General features: G+C 70.4%; 13 protein-coding genes and 1 pseudogene. 11 read left to right on the top strand and 3 right to left on the bottom strand.

The genetic code is table 11. The features are described from left to right. Positions 1-29: 29 nt before the first annotated feature. Together lon and NRF20_RS15435 are read right to left on the bottom strand one after the other, a co-directional pair. The gene (lon, locus tag NRF20_RS15430) at positions 30-2462 is read right to left on the bottom strand and encodes an endopeptidase La (RefSeq protein ID WP_398631099.1); all 2433 of its coding nucleotides are present in this window, start codon (positions 2460-2462) and stop codon (positions 30-32) included. Between the two features lie 631 nt (positions 2463-3093). Then, positions 3094-4419, bottom strand: a complete 1326-nt coding sequence (locus NRF20_RS15435; RefSeq protein ID WP_413752754.1) for a DUF4157 domain-containing protein — start codon at positions 4417-4419, stop codon at positions 3094-3096. 536 nt (positions 4420-4955) lie between these two features. Between NRF20_RS15435 and NRF20_RS15440 the strand changes: the two are divergent. Next, positions 4956-5156, top strand: a pseudogene (locus tag NRF20_RS15440) (IS5/IS1182 family transposase); the annotation flags it as partial. 373 nt (positions 5157-5529) lie between these two features. Here the strand turns inward: NRF20_RS15440 and NRF20_RS15445 are convergent. Then, positions 5530-6798, bottom strand: a complete 1269-nt coding sequence (locus NRF20_RS15445; protein WP_398631101.1) for an MFS transporter — start codon at positions 6796-6798, stop codon at positions 5530-5532. Between the two features lie 134 nt (positions 6799-6932). Here NRF20_RS15445 and NRF20_RS15450 point away from each other — a divergent pair, with 134 nt between their 5' ends. The 10 genes from NRF20_RS15450 to NRF20_RS15495 all read left to right on the top strand — a co-directional run bounded on the left by NRF20_RS15450 (position 6933) and on the right by NRF20_RS15495 (position 19374). Next, positions 6933-7868, top strand: a complete 936-nt coding sequence (locus NRF20_RS15450) for a LysR family transcriptional regulator (RefSeq protein ID WP_398631102.1) — start codon at positions 6933-6935, stop codon at positions 7866-7868. Between the two features lie 155 nt (positions 7869-8023). After that, a complete protein-coding gene (locus NRF20_RS15455) occupies positions 8024-8635 on the top strand; it encodes an RNA polymerase sigma factor (RefSeq protein WP_398631103.1) in 612 nt (203 codons plus the stop codon). Between the two features lie 14 nt (positions 8636-8649). Next, entirely contained in the window at positions 8650-9594 is a 945-nt protein-coding gene (locus NRF20_RS15460) for a zf-HC2 domain-containing protein (protein WP_398631104.1), read from the top strand. Between the two features lie 10 nt (positions 9595-9604). Then, positions 9605-10405 carry an ABC transporter ATP-binding protein gene (locus NRF20_RS15465; RefSeq protein ID WP_398631105.1) on the top strand — a complete coding sequence of 267 codons (801 nt, stop codon included), beginning with the start codon at positions 9605-9607 and terminating at the stop codon, positions 10403-10405. Further along, positions 10402-11703, top strand: coding sequence for a hypothetical protein (locus tag NRF20_RS15470; RefSeq protein WP_413752755.1), 1302 nt, complete (start codon positions 10402-10404; stop codon positions 11701-11703). The genes NRF20_RS15465 and NRF20_RS15470 overlap by 4 nt, the downstream gene beginning before the upstream one ends. Continuing rightward, positions 11700-12329: a hypothetical protein gene (locus tag NRF20_RS15475; protein ID WP_398631107.1), complete on the top strand. Its 630-nt coding sequence runs from the start codon at positions 11700-11702 to the stop codon at positions 12327-12329. The genes NRF20_RS15470 and NRF20_RS15475 overlap by 4 nt, the downstream gene beginning before the upstream one ends. Before the next feature lie 220 nt (positions 12330-12549). Beyond that, positions 12550-13242, top strand: coding sequence for a spermidine synthase (locus NRF20_RS15480; RefSeq protein WP_398631108.1), 693 nt, complete (start codon positions 12550-12552; stop codon positions 13240-13242). A gap of 224 nt (positions 13243-13466) precedes the next feature. Then, the gene (locus NRF20_RS15485; RefSeq protein ID WP_014154105.1) at positions 13467-14204 is read left to right on the top strand and encodes a response regulator transcription factor; all 738 of its coding nucleotides are present in this window, start codon (positions 13467-13469) and stop codon (positions 14202-14204) included. Beyond that, positions 14201-15277: an ATP-binding protein gene (locus NRF20_RS15490; RefSeq protein ID WP_266358016.1), complete on the top strand. Its 1077-nt coding sequence runs from the start codon at positions 14201-14203 to the stop codon at positions 15275-15277. The genes NRF20_RS15485 and NRF20_RS15490 overlap by 4 nt, the downstream gene beginning before the upstream one ends. 257 nt (positions 15278-15534) lie before the next feature. After that, positions 15535-19374 carry a multifunctional oxoglutarate decarboxylase/oxoglutarate dehydrogenase thiamine pyrophosphate-binding subunit/dihydrolipoyllysine-residue succinyltransferase subunit gene (locus NRF20_RS15495; RefSeq protein ID WP_413752757.1) on the top strand — a complete coding sequence of 1280 codons (3840 nt, stop codon included), beginning with the start codon at positions 15535-15537 and terminating at the stop codon, positions 19372-19374. Positions 19375-19397: the final 23 nt, after the last annotated feature.

The following is a 19397-nucleotide window of genomic DNA, read 5'->3' on the forward strand; positions in this document are numbered from 1 at the left end:
GTGGTGCCACGCCCGTCACGCCATGGCGCCTACGCCGCGGCCGGGATCCTCTCCTCGCGCCTGGCCGCGGAGGCCGGGGCGAGGGCGATCTCCAGCACCTGGCGGACGTCCGTCACCGGGTGGACCTCCAGGGTGTCCAGGACCTCGGCCGGGACATCATCCAGGTCGGCCTCGTTCCGCTTCGGGATCACCACGGTGGTGATCCCGGCCCGGTGCGCGGCCAGCAGCTTCTGCTTCAGGCCGCCGATCGGCAGCACCCGTCCGGTGAGCGAGACCTCACCGGTCATCGCCACATCCGTACGGACCAGCCGTCCGGAGAGCAGCGAGGCCAGCGCAGTCGTCATGGTGATGCCGGCACTCGGGCCGTCCTTCGGGACCGCGCCCGCCGGGAAGTGGATGTGCGCGCCGCGGTCCTTCAGGTCCGCGACCGGCAGCTCCAGCTCCGCGCCGTGCGACCGCAGGAAGCTCAGCGCGATCTGCGCGGACTCCTTCATGACGTCGCCGAGCTGACCGGTGAGGGTCAGTCCGGACGCCCCGGTCTCCGGGTCGGCCAGCGACGCCTCAACGAACAGCACGTCACCACCGGCACCGGTCACCGCGAGTCCGGTGGCCACGCCCGGCACCGCGGTGCGGCGCTCGGCGGGATCCTGGGCGGACTCGGGGATGTGGTGGGGCCGGCCGATCAGACCGCGCAGATCCGCTTCGGTGACCGTGAACGGGAGTTCCCGGTCGCCCAGTTCGTGCTGGGCCGCGACCTTGCGGAGCAGCCGGGCGACGGCCCGCTCCAGATTTCGTACGCCCGCTTCACGGGTGTACTCGCCGGCCAGCTTGCGCAGCGCGGACTCGTCGAGCGTCACCTCGTCCTTCTCCAGACCGGCCCGCTCCAGCTGGCGCGGGAGCAGGTGGTCGCGGGCGATGACGACCTTCTCGTCCTCGGTGTAGCCATCGAGCCTGACCAGCTCCATACGGTCGAGCAGGGCCTCCGGGATGGCCTCGAGCACATTGGCCGTCGCCAGGAAGACGACATCGCTGAGGTCGAGTTCGACCTCCAGGTAGTGGTCGCGGAAGGTGTGGTTCTGCGCCGGGTCGAGGACTTCGAGGAGGGCGGCGGCCGGGTCGCCCCGGAAGTCGGAGCCGACCTTGTCGATCTCGTCGAGCAGGACGACCGGGTTCATCGAACCGGCCTCCTTGACGGCCCGGACGATACGTCCCGGCAGGGCACCGACGTAGGTACGCCGGTGGCCGCGGATCTCCGCCTCGTCCCGTACACCGCCGAGCGCGACGCGGACGAACTTGCGGCCCATGGCGTGCGCGACGGATTCACCGAGCGAGGTCTTGCCCACGCCCGGCGGACCCACCAGCGCCAGCACGGCACCGCCGCGCCGCCCGCCGACGACGCCGAGACCGCGCTCGGAGCGCCGCTTGCGTACCGCCAGGTACTCGGTGATCCGCTCCTTCACGTCCTGCAGGCCCGCGTGCTCGGCGTCGAGGATCTCCTGGGCGCCGCGGATGTCGTAGGCGTCCTCGGTCCGCTCGGTCCACGGCAGTTCGAGGACGGTGTCGAGCCAGGTCCTGATCCACGAGCCCTCGGGGCTCTGGTCGGACGAGCGCTCCAGCTTGTCGACCTCCTTGAGGGCGGCCTCACGGACGTGCTCGGGAAGATCGGCGGCCTCGACGCGGGCCCGGTAGTCGTCGGACTCGTCTGCGCCGGAACCAGAACCGCCGTTGAGATCGGAGAGCTCCTTCCGTACGGCTTCGAGCTGGCGCCGCAGCAGGAACTCGCGCTGCTGCTTGTCGACGCCCTCCTGGACGTCCTTGGCGATGGACTCGGCGACGTCCTGCTCGGCAAGGTGTTCACCGAGCCACTGGATGGCGAGCTTCAGCCGGGCGACCGCGTCCACGGTCTCCAGGAGCTGCACCTTCTGGGCAGTGGTGAGGAAGGGTGAGTAGCCGGAATTGTCGGCAAGCGCGGAGATGTCCTCGATCTGCTGGACCCGGTCCACGACCTGCCAGGCGCCACGCTTCTTCAGCCAGCTGGTGGCGAGCGCCTTGTACTCCTTGACCAGTTCGGCGGCGGCTCCGGGGAGCGGATCGGGGACGACCGCGTCGACCCGTGTCCCTTCCACCCAGAGCGCGGCACCCGGTCCGCTGGTCCCGGCCCCGATCCGTACCCGGCCACGGCCGCGGATGAGCGCGCCCGGATCCCCGTCCGAAAGCCGTCCGACCTGTTCGACGGTGCCGATGACACCGGTGCCGGTGTACGTCCCGTCGATCCGCGGCACAAGAAGCACCTCGGGCTTGCCGCCGCCCTCCCGGGCTGCGGCCTGTGCGGCTTCCACGGCGGCGCGCACATCGGTGTCGGACAGGTCCAGAGGCACCACCATCCCGGGCAGCACGACCTCGTCGTCGAGCGGCAGCACGGGCAGGGCCAGCGGAGTGACCGCATTGGACTCGGTAGCCATGATCTCCCCTTCGGCAGTCAAGTTGAGCTATGCAGACTCAATGCTCCTGAGCCGCTCATTGTTCCCCAGCACATGTTCGCTGTGAGCGATCGAGCGAACGCTGTCCTTTGACGTGGATCTCTTCGCTTTGCAGTCCCCCGAGACACCACCTGGTCCATGAAGAGCTCGTAGGTTGTTCGGTTGTGCTTGCGTGCTGCCACCACCTGAGAGCGGAAGTTGCGAAGCGCCGTGTCGACCGCCTGCCGGTTACGCAGAGTCGATGTCACCAGGGAGTCCCGAAGTCGGCCCGGGGCGAAGGCCAGCAGCGACTCCACGATGGGCTCCCACGCTGCGGCTGCCTCAGACATGGTCACGTTCTTCTTGAACCGCATGACGTAGGCGTCGCTGACAGCTTCTCCGACGAGCGTCTCTCTCGTGGCTCCGATGGCCTCCGCAGCAAGCATGATCGAGGTCGCGGAGGCTGTAGTGGACGTCGTCGGCCAGGACGGCGGTGTCGTCGTCGATGAGGACCAGGAGTCCGGCGTCGGTCAGCCCGGCGATGGCTGCGGCGACGGACGCGACCGAGGCAGGGCCCCTTGGGGCGTACAGGGCGCTCCTGTTGATGGAGCCCCCTGGGGCGGGGGCGGACGGCTCAATCCGAATCCGAGCCTGCGCCAAAGAAGTCGTCGTCGGAACCGAACAGGTCGAAGCCCGAACCGTCCCCGATGTCGAGGGGGACCCCGGCGAACTCCTCCCGCTGCTTGGTCTGGAGCTCCGGTCGCCTGTGTGCGTCCGCCGCGTAGTACTGAAAGTTGTAGGCGCAGTCGCAGGCTCCCATGGGGTTGTCCTTGGCGTGAGCGAGCGCCTTCTCCGGGCCGAAGCCGGAGGAGTCCTTGGTGTCCCAGAGCATATGTGTCAACTCGTGGAGGAGGCACTCGGCCTGTTCCTTCTTCGACCACGACCAGAAGAGGCTCGTCAGCCGGATCACTTCGCCCTTACGGGTCCAGGCCGCGACGAATGCCTGATCCGCGTACTCCGGTTCGCCGTCCTTCTCGCCGACCGCTTCCGTCGGGTTGTACGGAACGAGTTCGCTTTCGAGGTTGGGGAGCCGGGAGGCCAGAGTGGCGAACTTGGCGCGAACGTCCTCGATCATGACGTGCTTGTTGCCGAACCACTTGGTGAAGAGGGCGAGTTGTTCGTCCGCTTCCTCAGCGTCCGTGTGGGAGAGGATCTTCTTGGCGGCGTCGGCCAGCGCGGTCGCCTGCTCCAGCACGGGCTTCACTACCGCCTTCTGTTCCGCGCTCAGCTCGTCCTGCGCCATGCGCTGGACGGCGTGCCCCCCGCCGCGTACCGTGCCGCTCTCCAAACCCTCGGCCCGCACCGGTGCGGCTCCGGCCAGCGCCCGCGTCGCGTTCGCCTCGGCCTCCCGCTCGAAGCGGTCCGCGGGGTCGGAGACCTTGAGTCCCGAACCGTTGTCCGTGCCTGCGACGGGACCCTGGCGTTGCTGAATGACGTGAGTGAGTTCGTGGGCCAGGGTGTGCTTGTCGTTGCCACCGTCGCCTATGACGATGTGGCTGCCGGAGGTGTAAGCGCGAGCGCCCACCTCGGCCGCCGATGCCTTGGCGGCGCTGTCGTTGTGGATGCGGACATCGGAGAAGTCCGCGCCGAGCCGGGCCTCCATGTCGGTACGCGTCGAGTCACCCATGGGGCGGCCGCTGGTGCGCAGCACCTCGTGGACGGCCGAGCGCTGCACAGCGGGCTGCCCGGTTCCGTGGCCGCAGCCGGCATCGTGCTGGTGCTGCTCCTGCGCCCCGGGGTGGCCTGATCGACAAAGCATCTGGACGACGGCCGCGTTGCCGACGGTCCCCTGTAGGGCGAGGATGCCTTGGGGCGGTGTCCCGCCTTCGGCCACGGGCTTACGGGCCCTGGTACGCCCCTGCTCGATGCCGGTCGTCCTGGCGTCGTCATGGTTGTGCATGGGGCCCCTTCTGCGCTGAATCACTACCTACCTGCATACGCGATGGGTTGCCCCCGGGGCCAGGTACGTAAGGGCGGCGAGAGCTGCCCTTACGGGCACAATGCGGCGAGCTGCACCGCCGGTTGACGCAACTGTCGGTCGTGCGAATCCGCGAGCGGCATTGAACACGCACAACGGCGTCCCGAGCCCGACGGGTGGGCTGGGAACGCCGGACATGTGGCCTACGGCGCTTCGCCACCCTGCTCGTACGCCCTCTTGTCCCCCGTCGCCTTGGCCCTGCCCGGCAAGACGCCGTGACTGGGGTGGCGTTCTGTCGTGTCAGGCGGCCACTGGTTCGATTGCCACGCCCGCCTCGCCCTCCTGGGCGCTGCCGCACCGAATCTGGCGTCCACTGCGGCAGCACAGCCCCGTTGCATGGCTGCTCGCGGTCATGTCCAGGACACCGTTGGCGAATTCGGCAGCGAGCTCCGAATGACCTTGTGGTGGCGGGATGATGGGTGCGGTTGGCGTGGGGGTGCGCGTGTGAGGTGATCGAAGTGTCGCTGCGTCCGCACGTCCCGGGCAAGGGCCCGGCCCGGACTGCCGAGGTGGCCCGGCTGGCGTTCCCGAAGGGCTGTCCGTGCATGCGGATCCGGGAAGCTCTGGGCCCGCTGTTCACCGACGAGGACTTCGCTGATCTGTTCCCCCGGCGTGGTCAGCCTGCCTGGCCGCCACACCAGTTGGCCATCGTCTCGGTTTGACACTTCTCGTGTCGCCGACCGCTGACGTTCTGGTGTCACCCGACAATCTGCGCAGGTCGGTCGGCTCTGTGGCTGCAAGCAGGGCGCCCGCTGGGGCGGAAAGCGAAAGGTAGGTCTGCACAACCTCGACATCGGTCGTGCAGACCTACCTTTCGTCTCGCTGGTCACGGCCGCCGATGGGTGCGGCTCTCGGCCGCATCGGACAAACGCTGTCCTGTGACGGTCTGTCCTGTGACGGTGAACCTTTCGTTTTGCAGCATCACTTTGCGTGTGATCTTGAGTTGTGCAGAGTGACCTTGCGTCCGGGCGCGGGGTTCCGCTCCGAAGAAGGGCGGCGCAGCCCGATAGCGGTGACGGCCGTGGCGGCCCGTCAGGCGCTGCTCGGGGCCGGCTCCGGTTCGGAGGGAAGCGTTGCCGCGCGGCGAGGGAGCAGCAGCGGGGTCGCCAGCAGGAGCACACCGGCCAGGCCGATGGCCGTGCGCGGGCCGAGCAGGCCGCCCAGCACGCCCCAGACGGCCGTCAGGAGCGCGGTCGAGGCCTTGGTCGTCACCGCCCAGGCGGACAGCGTGCGGGCGACCCGGTCGGTCGCGGTGCGCTCGAGGCGGTAGGTGGCGTAGACGGGGTTGAAGACCCCGCAGCAGAAGATGAGCCCGGACTCGACGCCCATCACCAGCAGCAGCCCGCCGGTCCCCGGCCCCAGGAAGGCCAGGCCGACGGGCCAGATCGCGCGCAGCGTCCCGACCACGACCAGGACCTGGTGCTGCCCGAACCGGGTGACGAGCGGTCGGGCCAGCAGCGAACCGAGCAGCCCGCCGATCGAGGGCGCGGCGAAGGCGAGGCCGTACTGCCACGGTGCGAACCCGAGTCGGCCGAGCATCAGGACGGCCAGCAGCGGCTGGACCGCCATCACCAGGCCGTTGAACAAGGCGGTGTTGAAGAACAGCGGACGCAGCGTCGCGTCGGCGAGGATGTACCGCCAACCGTCGAGCAGGTCCCCGGCCCGCATGCGCGCGGCCTTCCGGCGCTCGGGCAGCGGCTCGTGCCCGCCCGTCGCGCGGATGCCCAGGGCCGAGAGCAGGTAGCTGACCGCGTCGGCCACCACCGTCGCCACCGGACCGAGGAGCCCGATCGCGGCGCCGCCCAGCGGCGGTCCGATGATCGTGGTCGTCCAGGCCGTGGACTCGAACCGGCCGTTGGCGACGAGCAGGTCCTCGGCCGGCAGCAGCGTCTTCAGGTACGCACCGGAGGCGGCGCGGAAGGTGATGTCGGCCGCCGCGACGACGATCGAGACCAGCAGGAGCTGAAGGAAGGTGAGCGCGCCGAGCGCGAACGCGGCGGGGATCGTCAGCAGCGCCGCGAACCGCACCAGGTCCATCGCGATCAGCACCGTCCGCTTGCGGCGGAACTCCACCCACGGGCCGAGCGGCACCGCCACGGCCGCGCCCACCGCAGCCCCCACGGAGGAGAGCGCGGCGACCTCGGCCGGTCCGGCGTGCAGCACCTGGATGGCGATCAGCGGGAACGCGCCGAAGGCGAGCCACGTGCCGAGCGCGCTGGTCCCGTACGCTCCCCAGAGCCACCCGAACCGCGGCCCCAGCCGATGTCCGAGCAGATGTCCCAGCCGGTGCCCGCTCCTCATGCCCGCCGCCCCTCGCCGCTCACTCGCACAACCGATCCGCGATCGGAAGCATCAAAGCGAGCACCAGGCCCGGGGATCAAACAACCGTAGGACCGCCTGGCCACAACCAATGGTTGTGCTCATAGGGTGTCGACATGGACCTCAACTCCGTCCGGACCTTCGTCGCCGCCGCCGACGCAGGGCAGTTCCAGGAGGCCGCCGCCGAGCTGGCGGTCACCCAGCAGGCCGTCTCCAAGCGCATCGCCGCGCTGGAGCGCAGCCTCGGCGTGCGGTTGTTCACCCGCGCCCCCCGCGGCGCCGAGCTCACCATCGACGGGCAGGCGTTCCTGCCCCACGCACGTGAGCTGCTGCGCGTCGCCGAGCGCGCGGTCGCGTCCGTGCGCACCGGCCGCCGTCCGCTGCGCGTCGACGTGATCGCCTCGCGCGGCGCGCAGTCGGGCCTGATGCGCGGATTCCACCGCGCGTACCCCGAGATCGACCTCGACGTGGTGATGCTGTTCGAGATCGAGACAGCCATCGCCGCCATCCGGTCCGGTGCGATCGACGCGTCCTTCCGCGCCGTCGCCGCGCCCGGCCGACCCCTTCCCGAGGACATCGAGTCCGTCCGGGTGCTCGACGAGCCGCTCCAGCTCCTCACCGGCCCCGCCCACGCGCTGGCGGGCGCCCGGTCGGTGACCGTCGCCCAGCTCGCCGGGCACCGGATCTGGATGCCCGGCATCGTCCCCGGTACCGAGTGGGCCGCCTACTACCACGACCTCGTCGCCGAGTTCGGCCTCACCATCGAGGCGACCGGCCCCAACTTCGGCTCCGACGCGCTCCTCGACACCATCTCCGACACCCCGGCCCTGGCCACCTTCATGGGCGGGCACACCCGCCTCATCTGGCCCACCGGCCACGACTTGCGCCGCATCCCGGTGACCGACCCGACGCCCGTCTACCCGCACTCGCTCCTCTGGCACCGCGACAACCCCCACCCAGCGCTGGCCACCCTCCGCGCCCACCTCGCCGCCACAGCGGCCGGCCACGACGCCGCCGGGACCTGGGCACCGGGCTGGGTGATTCCGCGCTGAACGCCGCCGCGTCTTCGATCACCGTGGTCGGATCGACGGACGGTGGCTCGAGGGCAGGCGTGGCCGTCGGCACACTCCGACTCTCCCCCTCCGTGTGCCTCATGTGCCTGAGCCACGTGTGAACCGACTCGGGTCCGGTGCTCGATAGAGGGAGTGTGAGCCTGTTGCGCCCCTCGGGGGAGGACCGAAATGACGACGACGCGCTGCTGCGTGCCGTCGCGCAGGGGGATACGGCGGCCCTGGCGACGCTCTACGACCGGCACGCCGGCTGGCTGCTCGCCCGGCTGAGCAGACGGTGCGCGGATACCGAGACCGTACGGGAAGTCCTTCAGGACACCTTCGTGACGGCCTGGCGCTCCGCCGGATCGCACCGCGGGGGGCGGATCGGCGGCTGGCTCTGGGTGATCGCCTCGCGCCGGCTGGTGGACGCGCAGCGGGTCCACGCCCGCGCCGGTCTCGCCGCACAGGCCGAGGCCGAGCGGGCCGGGAGCAAGGAATGGGCAGCCGCCGCGCCGTCCGCCGAGGATCGGGTGCTGGCCGGTCTGGAGTACGGGGATGTGGGCGCCGCACTCGACCGGATCTCGCCGGAGCTGCGCGAGGTCCTGCGCGCGACGGTCATCGACGGGCTGACGACCCGTGAGACGGCCCGGCTCCTGGACATACCGGAAGGCACGGTCAAGACCCGGGCGATGCGGGCCAGACGCGAGCTGCGCGCCGCGCTGGAACTGCTGGCGCCGGAAGCCGGTCCGCTGGGAGGCACGGCATGAGGGGAGGCGACGGCATGACCCACTGGCACGTGGGCGGAGAACTGGCCGAGCGGTACGCAGCCGGTTCGGTGGCGGAGACGGACGCCTGGTCCCTGGAGAAGCACGTGGAGACGTGCGGGGGGTGCGCGGCACGGGTCTCGGCGGCGGTACGGGCACAGCAGGAGGCAGCGGCGCTGCTGGACGGGGTGCGGGCGGGGGTGCTGGCCGCGGTGGCGGCGGATGGGGCTCCGGAGAGCGGGACCGTCCGGAGCAGCCAGGTCCGCTTCCTCTTCCTCGCGTCCTCGACCCGGGCCGTCCTGAACGGTCGCGTCCGCTTTCCCGGGTCCGCCACCCGCGCCGGGCGTCTGCTGTGGGCCGCCGGGCCCGCGCTGCGCGGTGCGTGGCTGCTGGCGCTGGTGCTGGTGGCCGTAGGCGCCCTCGCTCTGGCGTACGGGGCCGGGCTCGGCGCGGCCATGCGGCCGCTGCTCCTCGTCATCGCGCCGGTGCTGCCGCTCGCCGGGGTCGTCGTCTCCTACGGACGGCACACGGACCCGATGCACGAGATCACCGCCGCCACCCCGTCCGGCGGGCTGCGGCTGCTGCTGGCCAGAACCGCCGCGGTGCTCGGCGTGAGCATCCCGGCGCTCACCCTCGCCGGGGCCGCGCTTCCGCCGTCCGCCGCGGGGCCGGGCCCGGCGGCATGGCTGCTGCCGGGGCTGGCGATGACGCTGGCGGCGCTCGCCCTCGGTTCGTACGTCGGCTGCCGTACCGGCGCCTCGTCCGTCGCCGTGGCCTGGGCTGCCGCCGTGCTTCTGCCCGCCTTCGCCGGCTCTTCCCCGGAGATCGGCGAGCCGGCGGCCGAGGCCGCGAAGTACTTCGCAGGGCCCACCGCACAGGGCGGCTGGGCGGCCGGGGCGCTGGTGTGCGCCGCGCTGCTCGCCGCACGCCGTAGATCCTTCGACCATCTGGAGACGTTGTGAGCGTGAACGCATGAACAGCACCACGGTCATGAGCACGGTCACGGTCAGGAAACTGACCGTGCGGCACCGCAGAACGGCCGTGCTCGACGCCGTCGACCTCGACTTCGCACCCGGTGTGCACGGGCTCCTCGGGCCGAACGGGGCGGGCAAGACCTCGCTGATCCGGGTGCTCGCGACGGTCGCCGCACCGTCCGGCGGCCGGGTGGAGCTGTTCGGCAGCGAGGTCGGCGCGAAGTCCGGCCATCGCAGCCGGGCGGCGGTCCGGCGCAGGCTCGGCTATCTGCCGCAGGAGTTCGGGTACTACCCGGGCTTCACCGTCCGCGAGTTCGTCGCCTATGTGGCCTGGCTCAAGGAGATGGACGCGGCGGCGGTGCCCGCGGCCGTGGAGCATGCGGTCGCCCGGGTGGGTCTGACGGACCGGATCGACGCCCGGGTGAAGACCCTGTCGGGCGGGATGGTGCGGCGCGTCGGCATCGCCCAGGCGATCGTCAACGATCCGGACCTGCTGCTGCTCGACGAGCCGACCGCCGGTCTCGACCCGGAGCAGCGGGTCGAGTTCCGGGCGCTGATACGCGAGCTGGGCAGCACGTCCACCGTGATCGTCTCGACCCATCTGGTCGAGGATGTCGCCGCGGCCTGCACCGAGGTGACGCTGATCGAGGCGGGCCGGATCGCCTACCGGGGTACGACACAGGAGCTGATGGCCCTCGGCGGTAAGGACACCGGAGCGCACGGGCCGGACGGCAACCCGATCGAGCGCGGCTACACCGCTGCGCTGCGGGCGCACCGGGCGGCGGTGACGCACCGATGACGGAGCCCGAAGCACCGGTACGCCGTCGGACGCACACCGCGCTGTGGGCCGAGCTCCGGCACGGCCTCGCCCCCTGGACCGGGCTTGCGGTCGCCCTCACCGTCCTCGTTCCGCTGTGGGGCAAGGCATCCCAGTGGCAGGGCAGCTGGGGCGAGACCCAGAACCAGTTGCACTCGACGGCGGGGCTGCTCGCCGGTCCGCTCGTCGCCGCGGCCGCGTGCTGGCAGGGCGGCCGGGAGCATCGCCGCCGTACCGCGGAACTGCTGCTCTCGGTGCCGCGCAGCCGGCTCGCGCAGGCGACGACGGCCGCGACGCCGATCGCGCTGTGGGCGGCGGCCGGGTATCTGTTCGCGCTGGCCGTGGTGTTCGCGGCGACCGCTCCGTACACCGGGGCAGGCAGCCCGTCCATCTCGATCGTCGCCACGGACCTCGGTTTCCTGCTGTCCATCGGCTTCGTGGGGTTCGTCATCGGCCGGTTGGTGCGGTGGCGGCTGATCGCTCCGGTGCTGGCAGTGTGCGCGTACGTCGGCCTCGGGTTCCCGGGCTATCTGGACGTGGCAGCCCGATTCCTGAGCCCGGCACAGAAACTCATCCTGGACGGATACGTACCGGTGTGGTGGTTCGCCCCGGTTCTGGTGGCGTGGACGGGCGGTATCGCCGTCGCCGTGCTGCTCGGGTACGCGGCACGGCGGCGCCACCTGGCCGTTGTTCCGCTAGCCCTGGCGATCGCGGCCGGAACGTTGATCGCGCACACGGGCGAGGACCTGTTCCGTGACGATCCGGCCGTGGCGCGCAAGGTCTGCACGAAAGCCGCCCCCGGCACACCGCAGATCTGCATGAGAGCCTCCGATGCCCCGGTGCTCCCCCAGGCGTCCAAGGCGTTGCAGGGGATGTTCTCGCGGCTGGAGGGAGTCCCGGGCGCACCGTTCAGATTCGTGGACAACGAGTCCGGCCCGAAGGACGGCGAAGCCGCTCTCGCACACGTGAGGCGTGGCTGGGGCATCACCCGGAACCGGCTGACCGATCCCCACAGGTACGTCCGGGAAACCGCCCTCGGTCTGGTGAACCGTGACTGCAAGGCCGGCCCGGACGAGAAAGGCCGGAAGGAGGACGAGCGGATGGCACGCACGGCTGACGCCGTCATCACCTGGCTGAGCGGCGAGGACTCGCTGTGGTATCCGAACTCGCGCCATCTCGCCCGCCTCAAAGCCATGCCGGACGCCCAGCGCAAGGTCTGGCTCGGCCGTTTCCTGGCCGTCCCGGCGGACTGCACGCCCGCGGAGGTCCCGGTCCTGTGAACCACCGACTGATCCACGCCACACCGCCCGTCCCCGTCCTCTATATCCGCTCCCGCGCCCTCCCCCTCACCGCCGCCGCCCTGACCTGCATCGCCCTCGTCGCCGCCTGGGCGGCCCACTGGCTGGAGGACCAGCCGTACTTCGACCACACCGCCCGCGTACCGGTCATCGTGCTGGCCCCGCTGCTCGCCTCCGCCGCGATCGGCACCAGCCTGCACGCGCACAGCGACGAGCTGGACCGAACCGCCGTACGCCGCTGGTGGCCGCGTCGGCTGCTGCATCTGCTGATCCTGACCGTGCTGACGGCCGGAGCACTCGCGTCGGCGGTCCCGGGGCACCCGGAGGCGTTCGGCGCACCGGGCATGGTGCGCAATGTGCTCGGCGCGACCGGGGTGGCCGCGGCCTCCGCCGCCCTGATCGGTGCCCGGCTGAGCTGGCTGCCGATGACGGTCTACGGGAGCGCCGTCTATCTGGCGGTGCCCGACACCCCGGGCGGCGCAGCGGCGGTGTGGGCCTGGCCGATGCAGCCGGGTCCGCAGGGTGCGGCGTGGGCGGTGGCCCTGACGGCGTACGTGATCGGGGCGACCCTCCTCGCGGTGCGCGGCGCGCGCCCGGAGAGCACGTGACTCTCGGCGGCGCGCGCCCGGAAAGCGCGTAACCCTGGACGTTGCGCGCCCCCGGAGCGCGTAACTCTCGTCCGTCGCACGCCCCGGGCCGCGCAACGGTGCACGCTCCCCCCGGGCGGATCGGATGGAGCGGGCGGATCCGGCAATCCGCTGGCCTTCGGCCGCGTCGAGCGGCCAGGATGGCGGTGACCGTGTCCGCCATCCACCGGAGACCCGCACCATGCCCGACATCCACGGCCCCGACACACTCGCCCCCGTCACGCTCGACCGCCGCGAAGGGCCTTACGGCGAGGTCGTTCTGCGGGAGCGGGGGGACGACTTCGAGATCATCGCCAACGGGTGCTTTCTGATGGACACCTCCGACGGGCGTTCCGAGCGGCTGCTGATCGACGCGGCGCTGGCCGCGCTGCCCGCCGACCGGGAGGCACCGGCGGTGCTCATCGGGGGTCTCGGGGTGGGGTTCTCGCTCGTCCGGGCCGCCGCCGAGCCGCGGTGGGGGCGGATCGCCGTCGTCGAGCGGGAGCAGGCGATCGTGGACTGGCATCTGGAGGGGCCACTGGCCGGGATCTCCGGTGCGGCGCTCGCCGATCCGCGGACCGCGATCCTGACGACGGATCTCATTTCGTACCTGCATACGACTACGGACCGTTACGACGCCCTGTGCCTGGACATCGACAACGGACCGGACTGGACCGTCACGGAGGGCAACACGAGCCTGTACTCCCCCGCCGGTCTGGCGGACTGCCGGGAGCGGCTGACACCGGGCGGCGTTCTCGCGGTGTGGTCCGCACAACCGTCCGCCGAGTTCGAACAAGCTTTGCGGAATGCCGGATTCACTGGGGTTAGGACGGAAGAGGTCAGTGTTGCCCGAGGTGTTCCCGACGTGGTGCATCTCGCACTTCGGACGCACTGAGAGCCCCCACCGGGTATCCGTGACCCCCGGACGCCCGGGGGCCAAGCGCCACAAGGCCGACACTCCGCCACTTCGTCGCACCCAAGCCGTTACACCCTGCGTAGCCGAGAGCACTCCGCTGCCTTTACGCTGCTGACCGGTAACGGGGATCACCCACGAAATCCACAAGCGAAGACCGTGCGTCCGGGGGAATGGCCCCCGTGAGAGCGGGCAGGGGCGGGGCGATGGAACAGACACACACCACCCACAACGGTGTCGCGGCCACGCCGGGCGCGCAGCGCCGGGTGCTGGTGGTCGAGGACGACGCCACAATCGTCGATGCCATTTCCGCCCGGCTGCGGGCCGAGGGCTTTCTGGTGCAGACCGCACTCGACGGACCCGCCGCCGTGGACGCGGCCGAGGCATGGCAGCCCGATCTGATGGTGCTCGACATCATGCTCCCCGGCTTCGACGGCCTGGAGGTCTGCCGCCGTGTGCAGGCCCAGCGGCCGGTGCCGGTGCTGATGCTGACCGCCAGGGACGACGAGACCGACATGCTGGTCGGCCTCGGGGTCGGCGCCGACGACTACATGACCAAGCCGTTCTCGATGCGCGAGCTGGCGGCCCGGGTGCACGTCCTGCTGCGCCGGGTCGAGCGTGCGGCGCTGGCCGCGGTGACACCGCGCAGCGGCATACTGCGCCTCGGCGAGCTGGAGATCGATCACGCGCAGCGCCGGGTCCGGGTGCGCGCCGACGACGTCCACCTCACGCCGACCGAGTTCGATCTGCTGGTCTGCCTGGCCAACACCCCGCGTGCGGTGCTCTCCCGGGAGCAGTTGCTGGCCGAGGTCTGGGACTGGGCGGACGCCTCCGGCACCCGTACCGTCGACAGCCACATCAAGGCGCTGCGCCGGAAGATCGGTGCGGAGCGGATCCGTACCGTGCACGGTGTCGGTTACGCCCTGGAGACCCCGGCGCCATGACCCGGCCCGGTTCCGGACTGCGCCCTTTCTCGGTCAAGGCCAAGCTGGGCACGCTCGTGGTGGTCTCGGTGTTCATCACCACCGGGCTGCTGATGGTGGCCTTGCGCACCAGGACCGAACTGCGCTTCATCACGGTGTTCTCGGTGATCGCGACCCTGCTGATCACCCAGTTCGTGGCGCACGGTCTGACTGCGCCGCTGGACGAGATGACGACCGTGGCCCGGTCGATATCGCACGGTGACTACACCCGACGGGTGAGCGGCGCCGACCGGCGTGACGAGCTCGGCGATCTGGCCCAGACGATCAACCGCATGGCGGACGATCTGGAGGCCGTGGACCGGCACCGGAAGGAGCTGGTGGCCAATGTGTCGCATGAGCTACGCACTCCCATCGCGGCACTGAGAGCCGTGCTGGAGAACGTCGTGGACGGGGTGTCCTCGGCCGATCCGGAGACGATGCGCACGGCCCTGAAGCAGACCGAGCGGCTCGGCAGGCTGGTGGAGACGCTGCTGGATCTGTCCCGCCTGGACAACGGGGTGGTGACGCTGAAGGCCCGCCGTTTCGAGGTGTGGCCGTATCTGTCGGGCGTACTGAAGGAGGCGAACCTCGCCGCCTCGCACCGCCGGCTGTCCTCCGGCTCCGGGAACCACACCCGCAAGGACGTACATCTGCATCTGGATGTGTCGCCGCCCGAGCTGACCGCGCACGCGGATGCGGAACGGCTGCACCAGGTGGTGGCCAATCTGATCGACAACGCTGTCAAGCACAGCCCGCCGCACGGCCGGGTCACCGTGCTGGCCCGGCGCGGGGCCGGACCGGAATCCCTGGCACTGGAGGTCCTGGACGAGGGCCCAGGCATTCCGGAGTCCGAGCGGCACCGGGTCTTCGAGCGTTTCAACCGCGGTGAGGTGCCGTCCCCGCACGGTCCGGGCAGCGACGGCGGTACGGGCCTGGGCCTGGCGATCGCCCGCTGGGCGGTGGACCTGCACGGCGGACGAATCGGCGTGGCCGAATCCGCTCGCGGCTGCCGCATCCAGGTCACTCTTCCGGGGATTCGGCAACCGCGAGGTTGACATAGGGTTCGAACCGGAAGGGCACGTTCTACGTGTTCTGTTCAAGGGGTACGGTCCAGGGGGCCGTAGCCGCGGTCCCGCGTACCCGAAGTGAAGCGGAACCATGCTTGTTTCCCGCCATTTCCTGAGCCGAAACCCGCCTTCCGATGTGACTTGCACGACGAAGACCGGCCCGGCCTGCATGGAACGGCTGAGGAGGCGTAGCCTTGATTTCCGCTGTCCATCACCTTGTGAAGCGGAAGAGGGCGGTTGCCGCCGTGTCGTCTCAGTCCCCCAGTAACTCGAGCATCTCGACCGACCAAGCCAGCCCGGGTACGAACCCGGCTGCGGCTTTCGGCCCCAATGAGTGGCTCGTCGACGAGATCTACCAGCAGTACCTCCAGGATCCCAGTTCGGTCGATCGCGCCTGGTGGGACTTCTTCGCCGACTACAAGCCGGGTACGTCCGGCACGGCGGACAAGCCCGTTCCCGGCGCCGCAGCCGCGGGGGCTGCGGTGACCCCGGCCCAGGCCGCCACCGCACCGGCCACCACACCCCAGGCCGCTCCGGCGCAGGCCCCGGCTCCGGCCGCGAAGGCCCCCGCGCCCGCGGCTCCGGCGCCCGTACAGGCCGCTCCCGCTGCTGCTGCTCCGGCAGCCCCGGCGAAGGCCGCGCCGGCTCCGGCCGCGAAGGCCGCCGCTCCTGCCCCGGCCAAGCCTGCCGCGACTGAGGCCACCGAGGCCGCGGCCGGCCCCGAGTACGTGACGCTGCGCGGCCCGTCGGCCGCCGTCGCGAAGAACATGAACGCCTCACTGGAGCTGCCGACGGCCACGTCCGTCCGCGCCGTTCCGGTGAAGCTGCTCTTCGACAACCGCATCGTCATCAACAACCACCTCAAGCGGGCCCGGGGCGGGAAGATCTCCTTCACGCACCTCATCGGGTACGCGATGGTGCAGGCCCTCAAGGCCATGCCGGCGATGAACCACTCCTTCGCGCTGAAGGACGGCAAGCCGACCCTGGTCAAGCCGGACCACGTCAACCTCGGTCTGGCCATCGACCTGGTGAAGCCGAACGGCGACCGCCAGCTGGTCGTCGCGGCCATCAAGAAGGCCGAAACGCTCAACTTCTTCGAGTTCTGGCAGGCCTACGAGGACATCGTCCGCCGCGCCCGCAACGGCAAGCTCGGCATGGACGACTTCACCGGAGTCACCGCCTCGCTGACCAACCCCGGCGGCATCGGCACCGTGCACTCGGTGCCCCGTCTGATGCCCGGACAGGGCCTCATCATGGGCGTCGGCGCGATGGACTACCCGGCAGAGTTCCAGGGCACCTCTCAGGACACCCTGAACAAGCTGGGCATCTCCAAGGTCATGACGCTGACCTCGACGTACGACCACCGGGTCATCCAGGGCGCCGCCTCCGGCGAGTTCCTGCGGATCGTCGCCCAGCTCCTCCTCGGCGAGAACGAGTTCTACGACGAGATCTTCAAGGCGCTGCGCATCCCGTACGAGCCGGTCCGCTGGCTCACGGACATCGACGCCTCGCACGACAGCGACGTCACCAAGGCCGCGCGGGTCTTCGAGCTGATCCACTCCTACCGGGTCCGCGGCCATGTCATGGCCGACACCGACCCGCTGGAGTACCGCCAGCGCAAGCACCCCGACCTGGACATCACCGAGCACGGCCTCACCCTGTGGGACCTGGAGCGGGACTTCGCGGTCGGCGGTTTCGCCGGCAAGTCGATGATGAAACTCCGCGACATCCTCGGTGTGCTGCGAGAGTCGTACTGCCGCACCACCGGCATCGAGTTCATGCACATCCAGGACCCGAAGCAGCGCAAGTGGATCCAGGACCGGGTGGAGCGCACGCGCACCCAGCAGCCCGAGCGCGAGGAGCAGCTGCGCATCCTGCGCCGGCTCAACGCCGCCGAGGCGTTCGAGACGTTCCTGCAGACCAAGTACGTCGGCCAGAAGCGGTTCTCGCTGGAGGGCGGCGAGTCCGTCATCCCGCTGCTCGACGCGGTCATCGACTCCGCCGCCGAGGCCCGCCTCGACGAGGTCGTCATCGGCATGGCCCACCGCGGCCGGCTGAACGTCCTGGCGAACATCGTCGGCAAGTCGTACGCGCAGATCTTCCGCGAGTTCGAGGGCAACCTCGACCCGCGGTCGATGCACGGCTCCGGCGACGTGAAGTACCACCTGGGCGCCGAGGGCACCTTCACCGGTCTGGACGGCGAGCAGATCAAGGTCTCGCTGGCCGCCAACCCCTCGCACCTGGAGGCGGTCGACCCGGTCCTGGAGGGCATCGCCCGCGCCAAGCAGGACATCATCAACAAGGGCGGCACCGACTTCACGGTCCTGCCCGTCGCGCTCCACGGCGACGCGGCCTTCGCGGGCCAGGGCGTCGTCGCCGAGACGCTCAACATGTCGCAGCTGCGCGGCTACCGCACCGGCGGCACCGTGCACGTGGTGATCAACAACCAGGTCGGCTTCACCGCCGCCCCGGAGTCCTCGCGCTCCTCGATGTACGCCACGGACGTGGCGCGCATGATCGAGGCGCCGATCATCCACGTCAACGGTGACGACCCCGAGGCCGTCGTCCGTGTCGCGCGCCTGGCCTTCGAGTTCCGGCAGGCGTTCAACAAGGACGTCGTGATCGACCTCATCTGCTACCGCCGCCGCGGTCACAACGAGGGCGACAACCCGGAGTTCACCAACCCGCAGATGTACACCCTGATCGACAAGAAGCGCTCGGTGCGCAAGCTCTACACCGAGTCCCTCATCGGTCGCGGCGACATCACGCTGGAAGAGGCCGAGCAGGCGCTGCAGGACTTCCAGGGCCAGCTGGAGAAGGTCTTCGCGGAGGTCCGCGAGGCCACCTCGCTGCCGGCTCCGGCGCACACCCCCGAGGTCCAGCCCGAGTTCCCGGTCGCCGTGACCACCGCGGTCTCCCAGGAGGTCGTGAAGGTCATCGCGGAGTCCCAGGTCAACATCCCCGACCGGATCACCGTCCACCCCCGTCTGATGCCGCAGATGCAGCGTCGCGCGGCCTCGGTGGAGAACGGCACGATCGACTGGGGCATGGGCGAGACCCTGGCCATCGGTTCGCTGCTGATGGAGGGCACCCCGGTCCGGCTCGCCGGCCAGGACACCCGCCGCGGCACCTTCGGCCAGCGGCACGCGGTCCTCGTCGACCAGGTGACCGGCGAGGACTACACCCCGCTGCTCTACCTCGCCGACGACCAGGCCCGTTACAACGTCTACGACTCGCTCCTCAGCGAGTACGCGGCGATGGGCTTCGAGTACGGCTACTCGCTGGCCCGTCCGGAGTCGCTGGTCATCTGGGAGGCCCAGTTCGGTGACTTCGTCAACGGCGCACAGACCGTCGTCGACGAGTTCATCTCCTCGGCCGAGCAGAAGTGGGGCCAGACCTCCGGCGTCACGCTGCTCCTGCCGCACGGCTACGAGGGCCAGGGCCCGGACCACTCGTCCGCCCGCCCGGAGCGCTTCCTCCAGATGTGCGCGCAGGACAACATGACGGTCGCCATGCCGACGCTGCCGTCGAACTACTTCCACCTCCTGCGGTGGCAGGTGCACAACCCGCACCACAAGCCGCTGATCGTCTTCACCCCGAAGTCGATGCTCCGCCTCAAGGCGGCGGCGTCGAAGGCGGAGGAGTTCACCACCGGCGGCTTCCGCCCGGTGATCGGCGACGACTCGGTCGACCCGAACGCGGTCCGCAAGGTTGTCTTCTGCGCCGGCAAGGTCTACTACGACCTGGAGGCCGAGCGCGAGAAGCGCGGTGTCACGGACACGGCGATCATCCGTCTGGAACGCCTGTACCCGCTGCCGGGTGCCGAGCTCCAGGCCGAGATCGCCAAGTACCCGAACGCCGAGAAGTACCTGTGGGCCCAGGAGGAGCCGGCCAACCAGGGTGCCTGGCCGTTCATCGCCCTGAACCTGATCGACCACCTGGACCTGGCCGTCGGCGCCGACGTCCCGCACGGTGAGCGTCTGCGCCGCATCTCGCGGCCGCACGGCTCGTCCCCGGCGGTCGGTTCGGCCAAGCGCCACCAGGCCGAGCAGGCACAGCTGGTCGCCGAGGTCTTCGAGGCCTGACGCTTCGAGACCTGACCGGTCGC

Origin of the sequence: Streptomyces sp. R-74717 (assembly GCF_047305335.1) — a bacterium.
In the GTDB taxonomy this organism is placed as follows: Bacteria; Actinomycetota; Actinomycetes; order Streptomycetales; family Streptomycetaceae; genus Streptomyces; species Streptomyces atratus.